General features: G+C 45.5%; 19 protein-coding genes. 8 read left to right on the plus strand and 11 right to left on the minus strand.

What is annotated here, in order from left to right; translation table 11 throughout:
* Positions 1-52: 52 nt before the first annotated feature.
* The 5 genes from BUR09_RS09400 (at position 53) to BUR09_RS09420 (ending at position 5008) form a co-directional block, all read left to right on the plus strand.
* Positions 53-1141 (plus strand): hypothetical protein, encoded by a 1089-nt coding sequence (locus tag BUR09_RS09400; protein ID WP_074216686.1) that lies wholly within the window; start codon positions 53-55, stop codon positions 1139-1141.
* 1 nt (position 1142) lies between these two features.
* Entirely contained in the window at positions 1143-1409 is a 267-nt protein-coding gene (locus tag BUR09_RS09405) for a hypothetical protein (RefSeq protein WP_074216687.1), read from the plus strand.
* A gap of 474 nt (positions 1410-1883) precedes the next feature.
* The gene (locus BUR09_RS09410) at positions 1884-2714 is read left to right on the plus strand and encodes a MerR family transcriptional regulator (RefSeq protein ID WP_074216688.1); all 831 of its coding nucleotides are present in this window, start codon (positions 1884-1886) and stop codon (positions 2712-2714) included.
* Between the two features lie 368 nt (positions 2715-3082).
* Positions 3083-4321: a serine/threonine transporter SstT gene (gene sstT / locus BUR09_RS09415; RefSeq protein WP_074216689.1), complete on the plus strand. Its 1239-nt coding sequence runs from the start codon at positions 3083-3085 to the stop codon at positions 4319-4321.
* Between the two features lie 363 nt (positions 4322-4684).
* Entirely contained in the window at positions 4685-5008 is a 324-nt protein-coding gene (locus tag BUR09_RS09420; RefSeq protein ID WP_074216690.1) for a putative quinol monooxygenase, read from the plus strand.
* A 96-nt stretch (positions 5009-5104) separates the two neighbouring features.
* Here BUR09_RS09420 and BUR09_RS09425 read toward each other — a convergent pair whose 3' ends face one another.
* Positions 5105-5668 carry a flavin reductase family protein gene (locus BUR09_RS09425; protein WP_074216691.1) on the minus strand — a complete coding sequence of 188 codons (564 nt, stop codon included), beginning with the start codon at positions 5666-5668 and terminating at the stop codon, positions 5105-5107.
* A 40-nt stretch (positions 5669-5708) separates the two neighbouring features.
* Between BUR09_RS09425 and BUR09_RS16855 the strand changes: the two genes are divergently transcribed.
* Positions 5709-5864, plus strand: a complete 156-nt coding sequence (locus BUR09_RS16855) for a hypothetical protein (RefSeq protein ID WP_175566013.1) — start codon at positions 5709-5711, stop codon at positions 5862-5864.
* Here the strand turns inward: BUR09_RS16855 and BUR09_RS09430 are convergent.
* The 3 genes from BUR09_RS09430 to BUR09_RS09440 all read right to left on the minus strand — a co-directional run bounded on the left by BUR09_RS09430 (position 5861) and on the right by BUR09_RS09440 (position 9627).
* Positions 5861-6514, minus strand: coding sequence for a response regulator (locus BUR09_RS09430; RefSeq protein WP_074216692.1), 654 nt, complete (start codon positions 6512-6514; stop codon positions 5861-5863). The genes BUR09_RS16855 and BUR09_RS09430 overlap by 4 nt on opposite strands.
* Positions 6515-6525: 11 nt before the next feature.
* Positions 6526-8580: a sensor histidine kinase gene (locus BUR09_RS09435; protein WP_074216693.1), complete on the minus strand. Its 2055-nt coding sequence runs from the start codon at positions 8578-8580 to the stop codon at positions 6526-6528.
* 165 nt (positions 8581-8745) lie between these two features.
* A complete protein-coding gene (locus BUR09_RS09440; protein ID WP_074216694.1) occupies positions 8746-9627 on the minus strand; it encodes a DMT family transporter in 882 nt (293 codons plus the stop codon).
* 282 nt (positions 9628-9909) lie between these two features.
* On the opposite strand from BUR09_RS09440, the gene BUR09_RS09445 reads away from it, so the two are divergent.
* Together BUR09_RS09445 and BUR09_RS09450 are read left to right on the plus strand one after the other, a co-directional pair.
* Positions 9910-10542: a GntR family transcriptional regulator gene (locus BUR09_RS09445; protein ID WP_074216695.1), complete on the plus strand. Its 633-nt coding sequence runs from the start codon at positions 9910-9912 to the stop codon at positions 10540-10542.
* 158 nt (positions 10543-10700) lie between these two features.
* Positions 10701-11072 (plus strand): hypothetical protein, encoded by a 372-nt coding sequence (locus BUR09_RS09450; protein ID WP_074216696.1) that lies wholly within the window; start codon positions 10701-10703, stop codon positions 11070-11072.
* Between the two features lie 146 nt (positions 11073-11218).
* Here BUR09_RS09450 and BUR09_RS09455 read toward each other — a convergent pair whose 3' ends face one another.
* The 7 genes from BUR09_RS09455 to BUR09_RS09485 all read right to left on the minus strand — a co-directional run bounded on the left by BUR09_RS09455 (position 11219) and on the right by BUR09_RS09485 (position 18767).
* A complete protein-coding gene (locus BUR09_RS09455; protein WP_074216697.1) occupies positions 11219-12571 on the minus strand; it encodes an SLC13 family permease in 1353 nt (450 codons plus the stop codon).
* 110 nt (positions 12572-12681) lie between these two features.
* A complete protein-coding gene (locus tag BUR09_RS09460) occupies positions 12682-13998 on the minus strand; it encodes a malic enzyme-like NAD(P)-binding protein (RefSeq protein ID WP_074216698.1) in 1317 nt (438 codons plus the stop codon).
* A gap of 23 nt (positions 13999-14021) precedes the next feature.
* Positions 14022-14567, minus strand: a complete 546-nt coding sequence (locus BUR09_RS09465) for a Fe-S-containing hydro-lyase (protein WP_074216699.1) — start codon at positions 14565-14567, stop codon at positions 14022-14024.
* Complete coding sequence (locus BUR09_RS09470) at positions 14567-15403, minus strand: fumarate hydratase (protein WP_074216700.1); 837 nt, start codon at positions 15401-15403, stop codon at positions 14567-14569. The genes BUR09_RS09465 and BUR09_RS09470 overlap by 1 nt, the downstream gene beginning before the upstream one ends.
* Positions 15390-16178, minus strand: coding sequence for a fumarate reductase iron-sulfur subunit (locus tag BUR09_RS09475; protein WP_074216701.1), 789 nt, complete (start codon positions 16176-16178; stop codon positions 15390-15392). The genes BUR09_RS09470 and BUR09_RS09475 overlap by 14 nt, the downstream gene beginning before the upstream one ends.
* An 11-nt stretch (positions 16179-16189) precedes the next feature.
* Positions 16190-18085 (minus strand): fumarate reductase flavoprotein subunit, encoded by a 1896-nt coding sequence (locus tag BUR09_RS09480; RefSeq protein ID WP_074216702.1) that lies wholly within the window; start codon positions 18083-18085, stop codon positions 16190-16192.
* A 28-nt stretch (positions 18086-18113) separates the two neighbouring features.
* On the minus strand, positions 18114-18767 hold the full coding sequence (locus BUR09_RS09485) for a succinate dehydrogenase/fumarate reductase cytochrome b subunit (protein ID WP_074216703.1): 654 nt from the start codon (positions 18765-18767) through the stop codon (positions 18114-18116).
* Positions 18768-19103 lie beyond the last annotated feature (336 nt).

Below are 19103 nucleotides of genomic sequence, written 5' to 3' on the forward strand. Positions count from 1 at the left end.
TCTACGTTGGACAACCGATATTAAGAAACTTCAATAGAAAAGGTTCTTATCTATGAGTGAAGTAGTTTTACCGAGCAGAGAAGCTATTCTCGCAAAACGAAAGCTTGATGCTAGCTTTCGTACCAGGGGCATCATAATTGCGTTGTTATCAGCTGTATTCTACGGCCTGTACACAGCCTTCCTTACTCTGGGCATGGCTAAAGGTGTCTGGGCTGACTGGTACGGTGCAAACACCGCTGGTTTGTCCGCATTTGTTATTACATATTTCCTTGGCGCTGTAGGCTCCGCTGTTAACGACAGCTTTAGTGCTATCTGGGCGCTTTCTCTTGCAACAGTTCGTGGCCGTATTGGTGACTTTTTCAGATGTCTTACAACCAAGCCGGGTCTTGTGATGGTTCTCGCAGCATTGATCGGTGGCCCTATTGCAACGACTGCTTACGTTGTTGGTCTCCAGCTTGCTGGTTCTATAGTTGTTCCGATCAGTGCGCTTTGCCCTGCTATCGGTGCAATTCTTGGTCGAATTTTGTTTAAGCAGGAACTCAATGCCCGCATGATGCTCGGCATCGCAATCTGTTTCCTTGCAAGCTTTATGATTGCGAGCACAAGCCTTGGTGGTGAAGCACCTGAAGGTCAGTTCCTCGGCATTTGTATTGCATTTATTGCTGCGCTGGGCTGGGGCTTTGAAGGTTGTGTGTGTGGTTACGGTACATCCATGATTGACTCCGAGATCGCAATTACCATCCGTCAGACTACTTCTGCATTATCCACCCTGTTTATCTTTATTCCAGTAATGGCTGTTATGTCCGGCAGCATGGATTCCCTTGGTCTTGTTGTTGAAGCATTCACTAGCTCTGAAGCGTTACCTTGGTTTGTCCTCGGTGGCCTGTGCGCGTACATGACCTTTATGTTCTGGTACCGTGGTAACGGCATGTGTGGTGCTGCACTCGGTATGTCTTGTAACGGCACCTTCTCCTTCTGGGGACCATTTGGTTGCTGGATCATCCTCGGTGTAATTTTCGGTATTGACGGCTGGTCAATGCAGCCTATCGCATGGGCTGCAGCTGTTCTGATGATCGTAGGTATCTTTACTGTAGCAATGAACCCGCTTGATCTGTTCAGACAGAAAAAAGAAGAGGTGTAATATGAAGCCGCTTAACTATGCTATGTTAAAGTACTTTACCACCGTTGAAGATGCTTGTGTTGATGATGTTATGGAAGCACTTAAAGGCGAGTACAGCAATTTTAAAGCATTCACTCGTGATTCTATGACTTCTGCTATTATGACAGCAGAAGCAAATGGCCTGTTAGCTGAAACTCGTTTTGAAATGAGTTCAAGCAACGAGCTTAAGGTATACTATTGTGCTCCAGAAGAAGGCGCAGCAACAATTAATTACTACATTAAGGACTAGTTTATTGATTAATTACCAATAACATCCCGAAGTAATTAGTGTATTCACTCCCCCCTGATGCAGGTGTAAAAACCTTCTCAGGGGGATTTTTTTTTAAAAGTACTTAGGGTAAAGGATGATTTATTATGTGATGCAAAAGTGTATATAAGATTACTTTGCATGAATTTTTGAAGAGCTTTTGTTACTGGTGTAGCTTCTATAATAAATTATTATGTAAGAAAAAACACTGATTTGACAGTTTGTTGCAGACCTATCATAAGAGTATTCAGTCGCGTTGTTTGAAGTAATACTGTTTATGTAGACCGCATGTGATTTGTGCTCCCTCGTTACGTTGGCACGTGTTATATTCTATTTTTACATGCGCTTAGTCTGCTATATTCATGGCTCAAGTTTTTGTGAAGTGGCACAAATTGTGGGCACTGTTTAGCCATGAATTGCTGTTTTAGTTGCGCTGTGTCTAGCGGGAGGGTGATTGTGAAATCCAAGAGCAGTTTTTCAATAGGAGAAGTCAGTAAGATTTGCGGATTATCGAAAAAGGCGCTTCGTCATTACGATAAGGTAGGCATAATTAAACCTGATAGATCCTGTGGAAATAATTATAGATATTATTCTCGATCGTCACTGTTAGCCGTGCCGGTTATTAAATATTACAAGCAGATGGGCTTTAAGCTCTCTGAAATGAAAGAGGTAATAGAAAGCGGTGATTACCGCATTATGCGAGCCTCTTTTCAGTCTAAACTTGATGAATTGCGGCAGGTTGAGGAAGAAGTGCATCGAAACTACACTTCAGTAAAAGACTGGTACGAGCTTGTGGTGGAAGCGGAATCTGTGCTGCATTACAAGGTGCAGGATATATCTGTGAAGTTTGTAGAAGACGGAGTTTACTGTTTTCTTGATCAGGATTTCGCATATGATTACAGGGACTCTATCATTAATCTAGAGTTCACCAACTTTATTGAATCCATTGAGAACGAGATTACAGGGCCAGTCATTATACGTTTCCCTGATTATAAAGAAAAAATGAACGGTAACTGTACGCATGCAACAGTGCTGCAAAAGGCGCTGAAGCCGTTTAGCAAAGATGTGGAAACTCGATTTGGCGGTAAGTTGATGGTTTCGGCCTATCACATAGGTTCGCACGATAATATTAATGATACCTACGAGCGAATTGCCCGCTGGGCTAGCGAGAATAACTATACGTTAGGACCCGAAGTTTATGAGCGGTATGTGGTGGATTACTGGAGCAGTCAGAACACCGATAAGTTTGTTACTGAAATTTTAATGAACTTTACTGCACCCAAATAGGAAGTTGTAACAGGTCAAGATCGTGTCTTTTAACGGAAATTGTCATACGCATGTTGTTTGAAATTTTTGGGTCAAAAAAATTACAAAAACAGGATTTGCGATTTTTGTCTTTTTCGGCAAAAAAGTTACGACTATTGAATGGCAAAAAGAAAAATTTGCTTTTTTTATTACCATATGAATGGTTTGCAGTGTATGTTGAATAAAAAAAAGCTGTTGTTGGAAATAGCAACAGCTTTTTTTTATTAGTATATCTATAAATCTGGATAAGATGGACACAAAATAAGGTATTGACAGATTTGTGATGCGTCTTCTAAGAGCCTACCTTTAGGTGTATAGCGTTTTAAATTTTTTTGGAAGGATTGAGTCAAATGATGGATATCATAAAAAAAATTGGGTCAGGCAGCTTAGTACTGCAGATCGTGTTGGGCATTTGTGCCGGCGTTATCGTAGCAATGGTTGCTCCGGACGCTGCAAAGTCAGTAAATGTTCTGGGTCAGCTCTTCGTTAAAGCACTTAAGGCAGTAGCTCCAATTCTCGTTTTTGTTATTGTTGCTTCTTCTATTGCTAACCAGAAGAAAGGCGCAAACACAAACATGCGTTCTATTATTACACTCTACCTCGTAGGCACATTCATGGCTGCTTTAGTAGCTGTTGTAATGAGCTTTGTAGCGCCTACTACCCTTACCCTTGTTGCTACTGACACAAGTGCAACTCCTCCAAGCGGTATTGGTGAAGTTCTCAACACTCTGCTCTTTAAAATTGTTGATAACCCAATCAATGCTCTTGCTTCCGGTAACTTTATCGGCATCCTTGCTTGGGCAATCGCTCTCGGTTTCTTCTTCCAGCATGCTGGCGAAACCACTAAAAAAGTACTTAGCGACGTGTCTGAGGGTGTTTCCGGTATTGTTAAGCTCGTGATCCGCTTTGCACCTCTCGGTATTTTTGGTCTTGTTGCTAACACCGTTGCCAATACCGGTTTTACTGCGCTTGCTGGTTACAGTCACCTCATCATGGTATTGCTCGTTGCCATGGGTATTATTGCTCTGGTTGTGAACCCTATGATCGTATGGTTTACCACTAAACAGAACCCATACCCGCTTGTGTTCACCTGTCTGAAGAGCAGTGGTATTACCGCGTTCTTCACCCGTAGCTCCGCTGCAAACATTCCTGTGAACATGGAACTCTGTAAGCGTCTTGATCTTCATGAAGACACTTACTCTGTATCCATTCCTCTCGGTGCTACCGTAAACATGGGTGGTGCTGCTATCACCATTACTGTAATGACTTTGGCAGCAGTACATACTCTTGGTATTCAGGTTGATATCGCTACAGCACTTCTGCTCAGCCTTATTGCTTCTGTTTCTGCTTGTGGTGCTTCCGGCGTAGCTGGCGGTTCCCTGCTTCTCATTCCACTTGCTTGCAGCCTCTTTGGTGTATCTAACGATGTGTCCATGCAGGTTGTTGCAGCGGGCTTCATCATCGGTGTAATTCAGGACTCCGCAGAAACTGCACTGAACAGCTCCACAGACGTTCTGTTTACTGCTGCTGCAGATATTGCTGCTTCTCCTGAGAAGACCGTTAAATCTTGTACTACAGCTTCTGCATAGTTCTCTGCCTTCAAAGAAAGCCGTAACCGGTTTTGGTCGCGGTGTTTTGAACAATTGAGAATCGTACAATAGCTTATTCAAAGGCCACGTATTAATTACGTGGCCTTTTTTTGTTTACTTGGGCGGGATTGGGCATACGATAAAAATCGTATGCTCCTCTTAGTAAAAAGTTCCATGCTGTACGTTGTTATTTCCACATTTCTACGATGGAAGCAGTCTGTCGGTTTGGTTACAGTCATACGATGTAATTCAACCGGAGCCTGAAAAGCCTGAACTTTTAGTCACACAGCAATGCAGACGAGAGCGTAGTGACAGGGCACATGATTACTTGAAGTTATTCAGGCTCCATTCAAGGGTAATGTCATGGAATTTAAAGATATTCTTGTTGTGACATCTCATTTGAGAGCTAAACAGGGGAAGGAAGCTGAGTTACGAAGCGCTCTTGAGCAGCTGGTTCAGGATTGCGATCATCACGAAGGGCTTCTGCTGTATAGCGTTCATCAGGACGCCTCTGATCCTGCCTCATTCCTTTTTTATGAACACTTTCTTTCTGAGAAAGCATTTAGAGATCATCTTGCCAGTGAAGAGTTGGTAAATGCACAGGCAATCCTTAGTGAGCTTGTGGAAGGTGAGTCAAAAATTGAGACTTGGCGAATGGCTGCCAGAATAGGTGAAATCTGTCAGTAAGACATAAAAACTGGCAAAGTTGTACATCATCAAAAAAAAGCTCCTGCAATGCGTTGCAGGAGCTTTTTCATGAGGAATATATATGTGTGTAGCGGATTATTGTTTAAGCGCCTTACCGTCATTCCAGGCGTGTCCAACGCAGCGCCCGATTTTCCAGTAGCGTTTGTCTGGCATGGTTAGAACGAATGGGTTCATCTTTGAAATATCAGGAACGCCGTCTGTCATAAAACGCTCCTCGCACCATGTGCCGACAATTTCGCCAATGAAGAACGTGTTGGTTGGCATCTCCACTGTATCGTAAAGCCTGCATTCAAGAGAAAGTGGGCATTCTTTGATAAGCGGTGCAGTCTTAAGTGTACCGTAAAAACGATCAAACAGTTCAGATTTATCAGTCCGTTTGGCTGAAACAAGGCCGACATAGTCTGCCACTTTAACCATTTCGGTGGTAGGGAAGTTTACGCTAAATTCTCCGTTTTCTAGAATGGCAGTGTGTGATGCGTGCCCTTTGTTGACCCCGATACCCAGTAATGCTGGTTTGTAGTTTACTCGGGTAACCCACCCAAGAGTCATATAGTTGGGTTTGCCATTGTAATGTGTTCCTAGCATGGCCAAAGGCATTGGAATGGTGAATCCCTGTGTCCCGATATTAATTTTATCCAACTTTGTTCTCCTGCGCATAATTCACTGAAGCAGGACAAATATGCTTCGATTTTTCGTCACAGTATGTGATAACCACCATTTCACCATCAGAGGGAAGGTTGAAATGGTGGTTATTGAGTTCGAAACAAAAATTGGAACACACTGTACTGGAAAAGTTGTAGAACCTAAGGTGAATTCACTAGACGTTTTTGTCTAGGAAAGTGAGGCTAGTCCTTCCCGTAAGGCATAAAGTGTTGCTTGCACGCGGTTAGCCAAATGCAGTTTTGAAAGAATGTTGGTCATATGCGTGCGTACGGTTGCCTCGCTGACAAACACTTTTTCAGCAATGGTTTTATTACTCAGTCCCTGAGCAACAAGTCGTAAAATATCCACTTCCCGCGGAGTCAGTGGTTCAGGAGTCGGTTCTTTTGCTTCATCCGGTAAAGCAAGTTCAGCAAGCAACTTGCGTGCAATGTCCGGTGCAAGAGAAGGCTCGCCGTTGTGCACTTTACGGATGGCATGAAGCAACTCCTCAGGCGCGGAGTCTTTTAGCAGATACCCCATTGCGCCGGATTTGATAGCAGGAAAGACTTTGTCGTCTGTTGCAAAACTTGTGAGCACAATGATTTTGCCGGTTAGCTTGCGGTCACGGATTTCTTGAATGGCCTGAATACCATCCATTACCGGCATGACCATATCCATAAGGATGACATCCGGGGTAAGTTCTGCTGTGCGCTCAACAGCTTCTTGTCCGTTAGCAGCTTCTCCTGCAATTTCAATATCATCATAGCCAGAAAGAAACCCTTTCAGTCCTATGCGTACTATATCGTGGTCGTCGACAATAAGAACTCGAATTGGTGCAGCCATGTTCAATGCTCCTAACGGGTTAATGGAACGGATACGTCGATAGTGGTTCCGTCATCGTTGTTACTGTTAATTTCTAGTGTTGCTTGCAGTCTTTTTGCTCGTTCCCGAATATTGCGCAGTCCCATGCCCCCTGCCGGAAGCCGGTTGATGACGAAGCCTTTGCCGTCATCAGTAATGGTCATTGAAACAGATTCCGGCTTGTAGTCGAAGGTAACTGAAACATTCTGTGCATGAGAATGCTTGGTAGCATTACTCAGAGCTTCAATGGCAATGCGGAACATTTCCTCTTCTGTGGAATGGGCAAGGCGTCTTTCTTCGCCCTTTACAAACATTTTTGCATTGAGTCCGGAGCGAATTTCCACAGAGTTCATCCGTGCCTGAATGGCACCTACTAGTCCTTCGTTTTCGAGTTCCGGTGGATGCAGGTCAAATATGAGCGAGCGCATGTCGCGCATTGCTTGCTGTGCCATTCCTCGTAGAGCTTGTAGCTGTTCTGTGGCTGTTTCTTTTTTACCAAGAGACAGGGAACGACTGGCTGCATCTGCACAAAGTGTTACAGCATACAGAGCCTGCGTTACAGAGTCATGCAGCTCGCGTCCTAACCGCTGGCGTTCTTCTGCGACTGCCAGTTTATCACTCTGCTTTGCCAACGTGGCATTACGTAGTGCCATGGATGCTTGAGCCGCGAATAGCTCCATAATGTTTTTGTCAATGAGGTCAAATCCGCTTTCCTTGTTGGAAATGAGGAGAAGCCCGATGGCATTACCGCATTCAATAAGCGGAACAACCAGTAAAGTTTTAGCTAGATCGCTACGTTGGCCTTCGGGGATTTCTTGTTGTGCATCTCTGATGATGACAGCTTTTCCTTCTTGAAGGATTTGTCCGTACTTAGTTGTAGCTAGCGGGAAGGTTGAAATCGGTGGTTGAGGCGATCCTGTGCCACAGGAATGGTGTAGGTTATCCCCTTCTTTAAGCAGGATAGAACTGCCGGTACCTTGTACAATACTTCGAGCTTCGTCGCAGATGACGGTATGCACATCTTGAATTTGGGTTTCTGGATGTTGCAATAGGAGATTTGCGACTCTTCTGAGGCTCTCACTTTCTTTGAGCTGGCGTTCTTTTTCTTTGACGCTGGCTGCAAGCTCAACAGTTGCAGAAACGGTGTGCAATATGCCTTCAATAAGTTCTTTTTGGTTAGGGCCAATCACATAGTCGGGAATGACTGAACCAACCATAGCGATGCCATGCAGGCAGTTGGAACTGCTGTAGATAGGAAATAAAGCAATGCTATTAGAGTTAATCAGTTCTAGAATGTCTTGCGCCATCGCAAAGCTTTCAGAGTTAAGGGCACAAAGGCCGAAGCTTTTGCCATCAGTTGTAGTAATTGTGTTGCCTTCGGGACAAAGCCTTACTCCGTCAAAGCAACGTTTACATTCTTCGGAAACATGTCCATACGTTGCATGCGGGGCTAGCCCCTGTGTAACTGAATCTCGTAGAAAAATGATGCAAATTCCCTGAGAAAGCGTTTCGCTGATAACACGAGCAAGATGTTCCAGTGCAGCCTGAGAGTCAGCAAAATTGGTAATAGAGCGTGTCGCTTCCAGTAGAAGTTTGGTGCGTTCGTGTTCAATAACGAGTTGCTGTGTCAGTAGTGCAGAGTACTTTTCACCAGTAATTTTGTTGAGATCGACATACAGCAGATCAACAGCAGTCAAAATATCCTTACGTTCTTTACCGAGAGGGATTTCTTTCAAGATGGCTAACGAGAGACAGAATTTCCCCAACATGACTCCTTCCAGAATATCTGAAAGCTGGAAACCACGTTCAACTTTTTCTAAGGCAGATGACTTGAAGAAAGTTTCGAGTGGAGTCAGGGTATTTTCATTCATGCAGCTGCAAATGCGTTCAACAAACGTTGAAAGGTGATCAGAGAGTTCGTTGAAATTTGCATCTGTATACCATTGTGGCTGCCGCTCTATAAGAAGATTAGCAAGCTGAGGAACTATCGAGTGCTTTTGTGCCTGAATAGCTGCTGCGGCTTTTTTTAAAAGTGTGCTGTTGTCCATTCTGCTGTCCATATCTTGTCTGTCTTTTTGTTGGCAGATTCTTTCTATCTTTCTAATGCAAAACGTATATTGCTTTTTCAGTAGGACAGCATCAGACAAAATGCTTAGTTTGGCAAAAGGAAAAAAGCATGTGGAAGTGAAGTTCACATGTTGTGTAAGAAGCCTTTACGAGGGATTTCGGGCAATAACAATCATTCCACTAAAGATGATACAAATTCCCATTGCTGTCTGGAATGAACATACCTCTCCGAGTAGCAGTATTCCAAAGAGGGTTGCAACTAGCGGCTCTGCCAATCCAAGTGTTAAGCCGGATGAGAGAGGGAGTATCGCTAATCCAGTTGCGAAAAAACTATATGCCATTGCAGTCCCGATAACGCCGATCAAGACTATAGAAATGAAACCACGCATGGTAAACATCCATGAGATGTCATAAACAAAGAGAATAGGACTCATAGCTATTCCGCCAAAAGTGAAGAGTATTGCAATCATTTCTTGTGGAGAGCGGTCTGCAAGGATTGTCTGACTGTTGGCGGCATACAAGGCATATCCCGCACCCGCACCAAGCGCCATAATAATTCCTGTCATATCAACAGTTGCAGTGTCATCAATTGAAAGAAGCACTAAACCACATAATGCTAAAACAGTAGCAGTGAACCACGAACGGGAAGGAATAGTACCGCGCAGAAGATATTCAATAATTCCTCCTGCCATTGGTCCGAACCCGATGGCAATGACGGTGCCGACAGCAACACCTGTCCGGACGAGGCTCTGGAAAAACAATATCTGAAAAATCACTATCCCTGCTGCCGCAGTAAAAGTCGCTTTTTTAGGCCATGGAACATGGTGAGTAAATCCGGAACGAAAGTGAACCCATAGAAGCATCACAAGGCCACCAACGACTAATCGCATTGTTCCGACTGCCATAGGCTGGCAACCTTCAGGAGCAAAGGCCTGTATGGTTCCTGTGGTTCCAAAGCAAACTGCACCAAGTAGTGTGTAGAAAACTCCAGCTGTGAGCTGGCGGGAAGATGGAAGTGCGCGCTGCATGGGTTCTCCTATTTGATCTGATTCAGGGATAGTTGAGAATGTGAGATGCCATAACTGCTAAATTGGCATACTAGTATATCAGTTGTTCTGTACAATGGTGATTGTCTTACCATTTGATTTTACGAATAAAGTTGGAATTTGGCTATGAGTTGCCAGAACTGGAATACTAGAATATCTTTTAATCCGCTTATCAAGCGTAATTTTAAAATGCAACCTGTGTTGTCTTTAACGTCCTAAAAAATATGTGACTATAAGGCTGGGCTGGTATGGAGATGATTGGGAATGATCTATGCTGATTCAAGCGGTCTGTTACGATCTGCTTTGTATGAGAAGCTTCTGGAAGATCTGAAAAATGGCAAGTTGGAACCCGGTCGTCTTATCAGTATTAAAAAGCTTGCGGATGAGCTTGGAACAAGTAAGACGCCACTTCGTGAGGCTTTGTTACAGATGCAGGTTGAAGGCTTTGTAACAATTCTTCCTCAGCGTGGGGTTGTCATTAATGCCCTCACACATGAAGAGAAGAGAGATATTTTTGAAGTGTGTGGCGGGTTGGAGTATCAGGCTGTGATCTCTGCGTTTCCGCATCTGACAGAAGCACATGTAGTTGAGATGGAAATGTATAATGAGCAGATAATGGTATCTTCTCAAGGTGCCCGATATGAAGACTGTAATGCTATCAATACCAACTTTCATAATGCGTATTTGAAAGCATGTCCAAATGATTACCTTGTCTACCTGCTGAATATGAACAGGACACGACTGTTTGTATTTACGGAAAGGGATTGGGGCAAAAAGTTCCGTGAAGCGAACTACAATGAGCATAAAGTGATCATTGATATGGTGCGCGCAGGTGATGCGAAAAAACTTGCTGAATACATCCGTGATGTTCATTGGGCCTATTCATGGGATCAATAATTTAAGCTAGTTTCAACAAGAATGCACAAAGCCTCTATGAGTTCCCATAGGGGCTTTTTTTTGTGGAGTAGTGAAGGAAAAAGAATAAAAATTTAATTAAGCACCAGTAAATCGAGACGATAAGGGAAGTAGAAACACTGTTATTGTGAGGTCTACACATGCACGCTTCCCTTACTTCCTCTAAATCCTTTGTGGATGTTTTACAGGAACAGATTAAAGATCAGCAAAGTAAGTTGCTTGATCAGCAGCAAACTGTGACTGTTCTTCCGGCGCGTGCCGTTGTTTCTCCTATTGTTCCGGAACAAGAAGGCATGAGAACTGCGGAGAAGGTTTTCCAGTACTCTGCGGGACGTGAGTCTTACGGTATTCACGTTGCTGCATCAACAAGTGGTGAAAGACTGTTGATTACTTCTTCTGATGAGCAGAATGATTTGCCAAAAGCTGCTGGAAATGCAGCCATAAAATCCACTACCTCTACAATACCTCCTTATATGGCAGCACTGCATCCTGCCTTTCGGGCCGTCATTTAACTACTAGTTTCTCGGTTCATTTTAGTTATCAAATAAAAAAGCTCATCCTTGCTGCCAGATGAGCTTTTTTTGTTTTAAACGCTAAGGAGGTTTCAGGCTGTTAACGGTTTTGGATGCACGCGGTGTTCCGCCAGCAGTTCGACACATTATTGTGCTGCAGGGTAGAACGGCCAGATAAGAGGTACGACCGCAACAATAATTACAAAACAGATGACCTGAAGCGGCCAGCCCGCCTTCATGTACTGACTGAATGTGTACCTACCCGGACCAAGCACGATGGTGTTAGGTGGGGTAGCTACAGGCGTAAGGAAGCAGGCGGATGCGGACATTGCAATGCCCATAACCAGTGGCAGTGGAGAAAGACCACTGTTTACAGCGATAGGGATAGCAAGCGGAGCCATAAGAGCTGCGGTAGCAGTGTTGGACATAAAGTTGGTTACCAGTGCTGTTACAGCACAAACAACCGCTAAGAGTGCATATGGACTGGTTACGTAGTGGACAACTGTATCAGCAATAAGTTGAGCTGCGCCTGATGTTTTCATTGCGGTGGACATGGAGAGCATACCGGCAAACAGGAAGATTGTTGTCCAGTCAACTGATCTGTATGCTTCTTCCATAGTGATGCAGCCTGTGATGATGACGAGACATGCGCCAAGCATTGCAGCGGTAACCAGAGGCATAATTTTTGTTGCCATAGCAACAACTACAAAGAAGAAGATGACAAGTGACCACCACATTTTTTCTGGACGTGATGGCTTAATAGTTTCAGCCTGTTCGCATTCATTTGTGTTGTCAGGAAGGAATTTGTGTCCAATGAAAGCATAGTATAAGATGCCGACAACAAAGAGAACTGCGCCGATTTTTGCGAACTCGAAGAAACCGAATGGCTCGATTCCAGCAGGTCCCATTTTTTCGAGTACAGAGTTGATCAGGCCGTTAGGTGGTGTACCAACAAGTGTCATAGTACCGCCGAGAGACGCAGCGAACGCAACCGGCATAAGAATTTTACTTGGGCGGATGTTTGCAGAAGCACACATGCCCATGATCATCGGGATGGCAACAACAGTTGTACCTGTGTTGGAAAGGAACGCAGAGAGTACGCCGACAGAACACATTGCCAATACGAGCAGGCGAATTTCGCTGCCCTTTGAGAGTGTTACTGTTGCTTTACCGATTTTATCTGCAAAGCCGGTAATAAAAGTAGATTCACCGACAATAAACATTGCCATGAAGATAACTACCCATTTGTTACCAAAGTTCGCAAAAGCAGCGGTTGCCGGGATGATACCAAGCATGCTCAATGAAACAGGAACAAGCATTGCTGTTACAGGGAGCGGGATAATGTCTGAGAAGAAGAGAACTGCGGCAACGAGCAGGATAATAAGGGTTAGATAGGCATCCATTGATCCCGATGCGGGAGTGGCTGCTGCAAATGCAAGGGAACTTCCGACAAGCAGGACAGTTCCGACTATAGATAGAAGAAATGCAAATTTTTTCATGTCGTATCCTCTGTTAAGGGGGAACGATGTGGCGCGAACCGTATAACTAGACGTCGCGCTTTCAGTAACCGCCTGCAGTTGCCGCTGCAGGCGGTTTTCTGTGGCATTGATTATTTGTAGTAGCTTTCTACGAATGGGGCGATGCGAGCATGGGAAGCGTTGATGCGTTGCTTGAGATCTTTTTTGTATGCTTCCATGTCCTGAATAGGCATCGTTGCGACACCAGTATCCATAGCTGCCTGAGCTACGGCAGGGACTTCCCATTCGAGGACTCGTGGGTCGAGTGGCTTAGGAATGATGTAATCAATACCGAAGGAAAGAGATTTGACGCCGTAAGCATCACAGATTTCGCTTGGAACCGGCTCCTTGGCCAGATCGGCAAGAGCCTGTGCTGCTGCAACTTTCATTTCTTCGTTGATGATTGTTGCTCCTACGTCTAAGGCACCGCGGAAGATGTACGGGAAGCCGGATACGTTATTTACCTGGTTAGGGTAGTCAGAACGACCGGTACCCATAATGCAGGTTGGGCTGGCTTCTTTAGCATCATCGTAGGTGATTTCAGGATCAGGGTTAGCCATTGCAAAGATAACAGGATCTTTTGCCATGGAGCGAACCATATTTTTAGTAAGAAGACCCTTCTTGGAAAGACCAAGGAAGCAGTCTGCCCCCTGAATAACTTCTGCAAGGGAACCGTAATCTTTATCCTGTGCAAATTCAGATTTATACCGGTTAAGATCAGTACGGCCTTTATGGATAAGCCCTCGGGAATCGAACATGAAAATATTTTTAGGGTCGATGCCCATCTGTACATAGAACTTGGTACAAGCGATGCCTGCGGCGCCTGCGCCTACAACTACAACTTTTAAGTCTTCAATCTTACGGTTGGTGATTTCACAGGCATTGAAGAGACCTGCACCGGAGATAACCGCTGTCCCGTGCTGGTCATCATGGAAAACAGGAATGTTCATTAGTTCTTTCAATTTTTCTTCAATATAGAAGCATTCAGGAGCCTTGATGTCTTCAAGGTTGATACCACCAAAGGTTGGTTCCATCGCTTTAACTATCTTGATGAGTTCGTCAGGGTCGTCAACATCAAGGTTGATGTCGAATACATCGATGTCCGCGAAAGTTTTAAAGAGAACGCCTTTACCTTCCATTACAGGTTTACCGGCAAGAGGACCGATATTACCGAGACCAAGCACTGCTGTACCGTCGGAAACAACAGCAACGAGGTTGGATTTACCTGTGTACAGAGCAGCGCAAGTAGGGTCTGCATGGATTGCCTTACAAGCTTCTGCAACCCCAGGAGAATATGCCATTGAGAGGTCTTTCTGAGAGTTACAAGGTTTTACAGGGATAACTTCAACTTTACCTCTACGTGGAAGCTTATGATATTCGAGCGCTTCTTCTTTAGTGAACAATGCCATTATCTTTTTCCTTATGTGTTGAGTTAAAATTCGAAGTTTGGTTTAGCGTACTGTTCGTTACCATGGCTGTCGTTCACAACAAGCAGTGGGAAGTTTTCAACAGTCAGTTCTCGAATTGCCTCAGGGCCTAAGTCATCAAACGCAATTACTTTGGCTGCTGTAATGCACTGGGAAAGAAGAGCGCCAGCGCCGCCGGTTGCGCCAAAGTAAACACCGATGTGTTCTTGAAGTGCCTTGCGTACTTCTGGGCTGCGTTTTCCTTTACCAACGCTTGCTTTAACCCCAAGGCCGTGCAAACGCGGAGCATATGTATCCATGCGGTAGCTGGTGGTAGGGCCAGCTGAACCGATTGGCCTGCCTTCTGGAGCTGGACTAGGACCGACATAGTAGATAACGGCACCTTTCAGGTCGAAAGGGAGTTTTTCGTTGTTATCCAGCATATCACAGAGGCGTTTATGGGCAGCGTCGCGCGCTGTATAGATCGTGCCGGAAAGCTTAACCACGTCGCCTGCACGTAGTTTTGCTACATCTTCATCTTTTAATGGCGATGTCAGTTCGTAGGTAGGCATTAGAGTGTAACCTCCTTAATTCTGGAAGAATGACACTGAACATTTACAGCTAGTGGTAGGCTGGCAATGTGACATGGACGCATGGCGATTTTTACGCCAAGGCATGTGGTCTTACCGCCAAGCCCCATAGGGCCAATGCCAAGCTGGTTGATTTCGTCGAGCAGCTCTTTTTCCATAGCAGCTAATTCAGGATCAGGGTTTTCCGCAGAAAGAGGACGGAACAGTGCTTCTTTTGCAAGAGCCGGAGCCAGATCGAATGTGCCGCCGATGCCGACCCCTACGATTGTTGGAGGACAAGGGTTAGGGCCTGCTTCAGCCATGCGGCGGACAATAAATTCTTTAATACCTTCCCAACCTTGAGCCGGAGTGAGCATTGTGCAGCGGGACATGTTTTCAGAACCACCGCCTTTTGCCATGTGTTTAATAGTAAGTTTGTCTCCGGCAACATGGGTGAAGTGGATAATAGCAGGGCTGTTGTCCATGGTGTTTTTACGGGTCAGCGGATGGCAGGAAGATTTTCGGAGCAAGCCTTTGTCGTACCCGTCGATCATTGCATTATTGATGATCTCGGTAATATTGCCTTCAACTTGGACTTCGTCACCGATTTCAACATAGAAAACACCTAATCCTGTGTCCTGACAGAGAGGAAGACCGGATTCCTTGGCAAGGTCTGCGTTTTCCAACAGCTGACCGAGGATTTCTTTTGCAGAATCAGAAGTCTCGTTGTTACGTGCAACACGGATGGCGGTTTTTACGTCTTCCGGAAGATAGCGTGCAGCCTTTAACACCAGATCGACAACAGCGTCATGAATCTGTTTAGCCTTAATGACTTTCATGGCAGCATCCTTTGTGTTGAAGTTTTTCAAGAACGCGTTTTGGAAGAATTCCTTTTACGGAATGGATAGCAAGCATGCGGCGCATAATGCCGAGTTGATCCTGAAGCGGGATATGTTTAGGACAAACATCTTCGCAACCAAGTAAGCCCATGCAACCAAATACGCCTTGATCGTTACCGATAACTTGGTAGTAGTTTTCTTCGTTACGCTCATCGCGAGGGTCAAGGTAGAAACGGGCAACGCGGGCAATAGAGGTGGCGCCAAGGAAGTCTTCACGCATGCGGGCTGTACCGCAGGCAGAGACACAGCAGCCGCATTCGATACAGCGATCAAGCTCGAAAATTTCGTTGGCAAGATCGTTTTCCATACGAACTTCTTCTGCATTCGGGTCGAACTGTTCATGATCGTTATGAACCCATGCTTCGATTCGGGCACCTGCATCACGGAACCACGTGCCTGTATCAACGGAAAGGTCACCGATAAGTTTGAAGACAGGCAGCGGATGTAGAACAATATGATCTGGCAGGTCTTTTGTTTGCGTATGGCAAGCAAGCCCTGGTCTGCCGTTGATAACCATGCCACAGGAACCGCAGATGCCGGCACGACAACAGAAGTCGAACTGGAGTGTCGGGTCTTGTTCATCACGGATGATGTTCAATGCGATGAACAATGTCATGGAGTCATATTCGTTTACATAGAATGACTGCATGTGCGGTTCAGAATTAGGATCAAGCGGATTGTATCTGAATACTTCAATATGTAGACGACGGCTCATACTATATCTCCTTAGCTAGCTTTTTGGGACGGTTTTTCTTTCTTTTCGCCTGCGCCTTTACCGGGCACACGAAGCTTTTCTTCAGGAATGTCTGCAGTAATAATTTTACCACCGCCATATCCACGCTCGCCTGGAGGAATTTCAAAGTATGGAGAAGCCTCTTCATATTTCAGTTCAGGACGGGTCTTACCTTCTTTCCAGTAAGCCAAGGTGCGGTTGAGCCATTCCTTATCGTTACGTTCTGGGAAGTCCTCACGAGTATGCGCGCCGCGTGATTCTGTACGCATGAGAGCGCCGTATGCAGTACACTGAGCCAGTTTGAGCATGCCCGGTATTCTGAGAGCCAGAGAGATTTCAGGATTAAAACCGATTGCAGAGCCTTGCAGCTTGATATTTTTAGAACGGTCAATCAGCTCCTCCAGTTGATCAACGGCGGTTTGCAGATCTTTACCGTTTCGGAAAATACCTACGTTATCCATCATGATGCTGTGCATTTCATCTCGTAACTGGATAGCGCTTTCCTGTTTACTGCTGCTTTTGGTCATTTCCATAATGCGTGCTGCCACTTTAGTGTGGGCGTCGTTAATGGCAGACTGTTTGAAATCAACAGTATGACCCTGCAGGAACTCAACAATTTTCTTACCAACATAGCGGCCTGCAACAACGGTTTCGGCAAGGGAGTTGCCACCAAGGCGGTTGAAACCGTGCATATCCCAGCAAGCTGATTCGCCAGCGGAGAAGAGACCTTTCAGGCCATAAGCTGCACCGTCTTTGTCGGTGCGGATACCGCCCATGGAATAGTGCTGAGTCGGGCGGACAGGGATGAGGTCGTGGATCGGGTTCACACCAAGGAAGTTCGTACAGATATCGTATACTTCACGAAGCTTGGTAGTGATGTGTTTTTCACCCAGATGACGGATGTCGAGCCAGAGGTGGTCGCCATAAGGAGATTTAACCCCGAGTCCTTTGCGGATGTGTTCCTGCATACGGCGGGATACAACGTCACGGGAGGCAAGTTCGGCTTTTTCCGGCTCGTAGTCCGGCATAAAGCGGTATTCGTTTACGTCCAGCAGGGTACCACCGTCACCGCGGCAGCCTTCTGTAACGAGAATATCAGTAGGTACGGTACCAGTTGGGTGGAACTGGATAGCTTCCATGTTGCCCATAGGTACGAGTCCGGTATCGAGGGCTGCAATCTGACCGCCACCGTCACAGATAACGGCGTTTGTGGTAGCTCTGTAGATGCGGCCATAACCACCGGTAGCAATAAGGGTGGCTGTGGCAAGGTATGCTTTCAATTCACCAGTTTTCAGACAGCGGACGATTGCGCCAAGGCAGTTTTCGCCATCATGAATGAGTGCTTCAGCCTGAGTACGGTCATGAATACCTACTTCGTAGCGTAAGCACATGGAATCAAGGGTGTTCAAAACAGAACGGCCGGTACCGTCAGCAGTGTAGCAGGTACGCCATTTAGCAGTGCCACCGAATGCGCGGGCGTGGATAAGGCCGTGCTTATCGCGTTTTTCTTCAGCGTCGAATGGTTTACCACCTTTGTAATAGGTGTGAACGCCAGCTTCAACGCGGTTCCAAGGCACACCCCAGTGAGCCACTTCGCGCATTACGATTGGAGCTGTATCTGCGAAGATACGTGCTACTTCCTGGTCACAACCCCAGTCAGAGCCTTTTACGGTGTCGGCAAAGTGGATGTCTGGACTGTCACCGTCACCCATAATTGCGTTACCGAGTGCTGCCTGCATGCCGCCTTGTGCAGCAGAAGAGTGAGAGCGACGCGGGGGAACGATAGAAAGACAAATTACATCAAAACCGGCTTTTGCAGCTTCAACAGCAACACGTTCTCCGGCAAGTCCTGCGCCTATACAGAGTAAATCACTATAAATTATTTGCATGAGATCATCCTCTTAATCGTGTTGGCAGTTAAACCGTAAGGAAGGAAAAGCGGATAAGCGTAATAAGACCGATGGTGATAAAGCCGCCCATCATGTAATTTTCAAGACGCTGATACCATTTACGGTTTGCTTTGGTGATGTATCCGTACTTAACGCCAATACGATAGAAGCCAATGCCAACATGAACTTCGGCAAGAGGAAGAAGAACAAGATAGAATGGAAGCCAGTATCCACTCTGAATGCGAGCAGCACTTTTTACTGCGGTAATAGGGAGGTCTGTAAGGACAACCCACATGTGGATGGAGGCCATAACGAGAATGAGAAGCGCGGTGACAACCTGAGCAAGCCAGAGCCAGGTGTCTTTGTGGTGCATCATCACGCTATGTTTTACGAAAGCATTTGCTTCTTGAGCGCGCCAAGGCATTTTGCGTGCAGCGAGAAGGAAATGTGTAAAAATAAGCAGGCCGATCAGCGGCCCCCCAACCTGAGCCATGTAGGTGGTTTCAAAGAACCAGGCAATGGCATCCATAAGCTTAGGGCTTATGAGTACACTTGATACGAGCATTAAATGTGCCCAGAGAAAAAGTATGAGCAGAACGCCTGATAGCATTTGCATAACGTCAAGACGTCCAACTCCGGCTCCGTTTTTTCTTACATGTAGCGTGAGCGTACTAGCATCCATGGTCTCTCCTTAGCAGTTACTTGTGGTGCAGTGGATAAAAGAATTGTTGATGATTAAGTTCAAACAACTCTGCTTAGTTCTGCACCGTTAGTGTTAGCGGTAACCCCAATCGGGTTGAGTACTTTGCTATGAGCATGGAATATGCCAAAAGATATAAAAACTTAAATCTTGTAAAACCAGATGGTTAGAATTGTTCAGTTGATGAAGGGCAAAAGAGATATTCTTGTCAGGCAAGAAAAAATTCTTGTCTGGTAAGAAAAAAGATTGGTTGAATAATGAGTTTTATCGTTGCGCAATAGTGCAAATAAAAAGGGCTGTCCTATGTGTTTAGGGCAG

It is taken from the genome of Halodesulfovibrio marinisediminis DSM 17456 (assembly GCF_900129975.1).
Taxonomy (GTDB): domain Bacteria; phylum Desulfobacterota; class Desulfovibrionia; order Desulfovibrionales; family Desulfovibrionaceae; genus Halodesulfovibrio; species Halodesulfovibrio marinisediminis.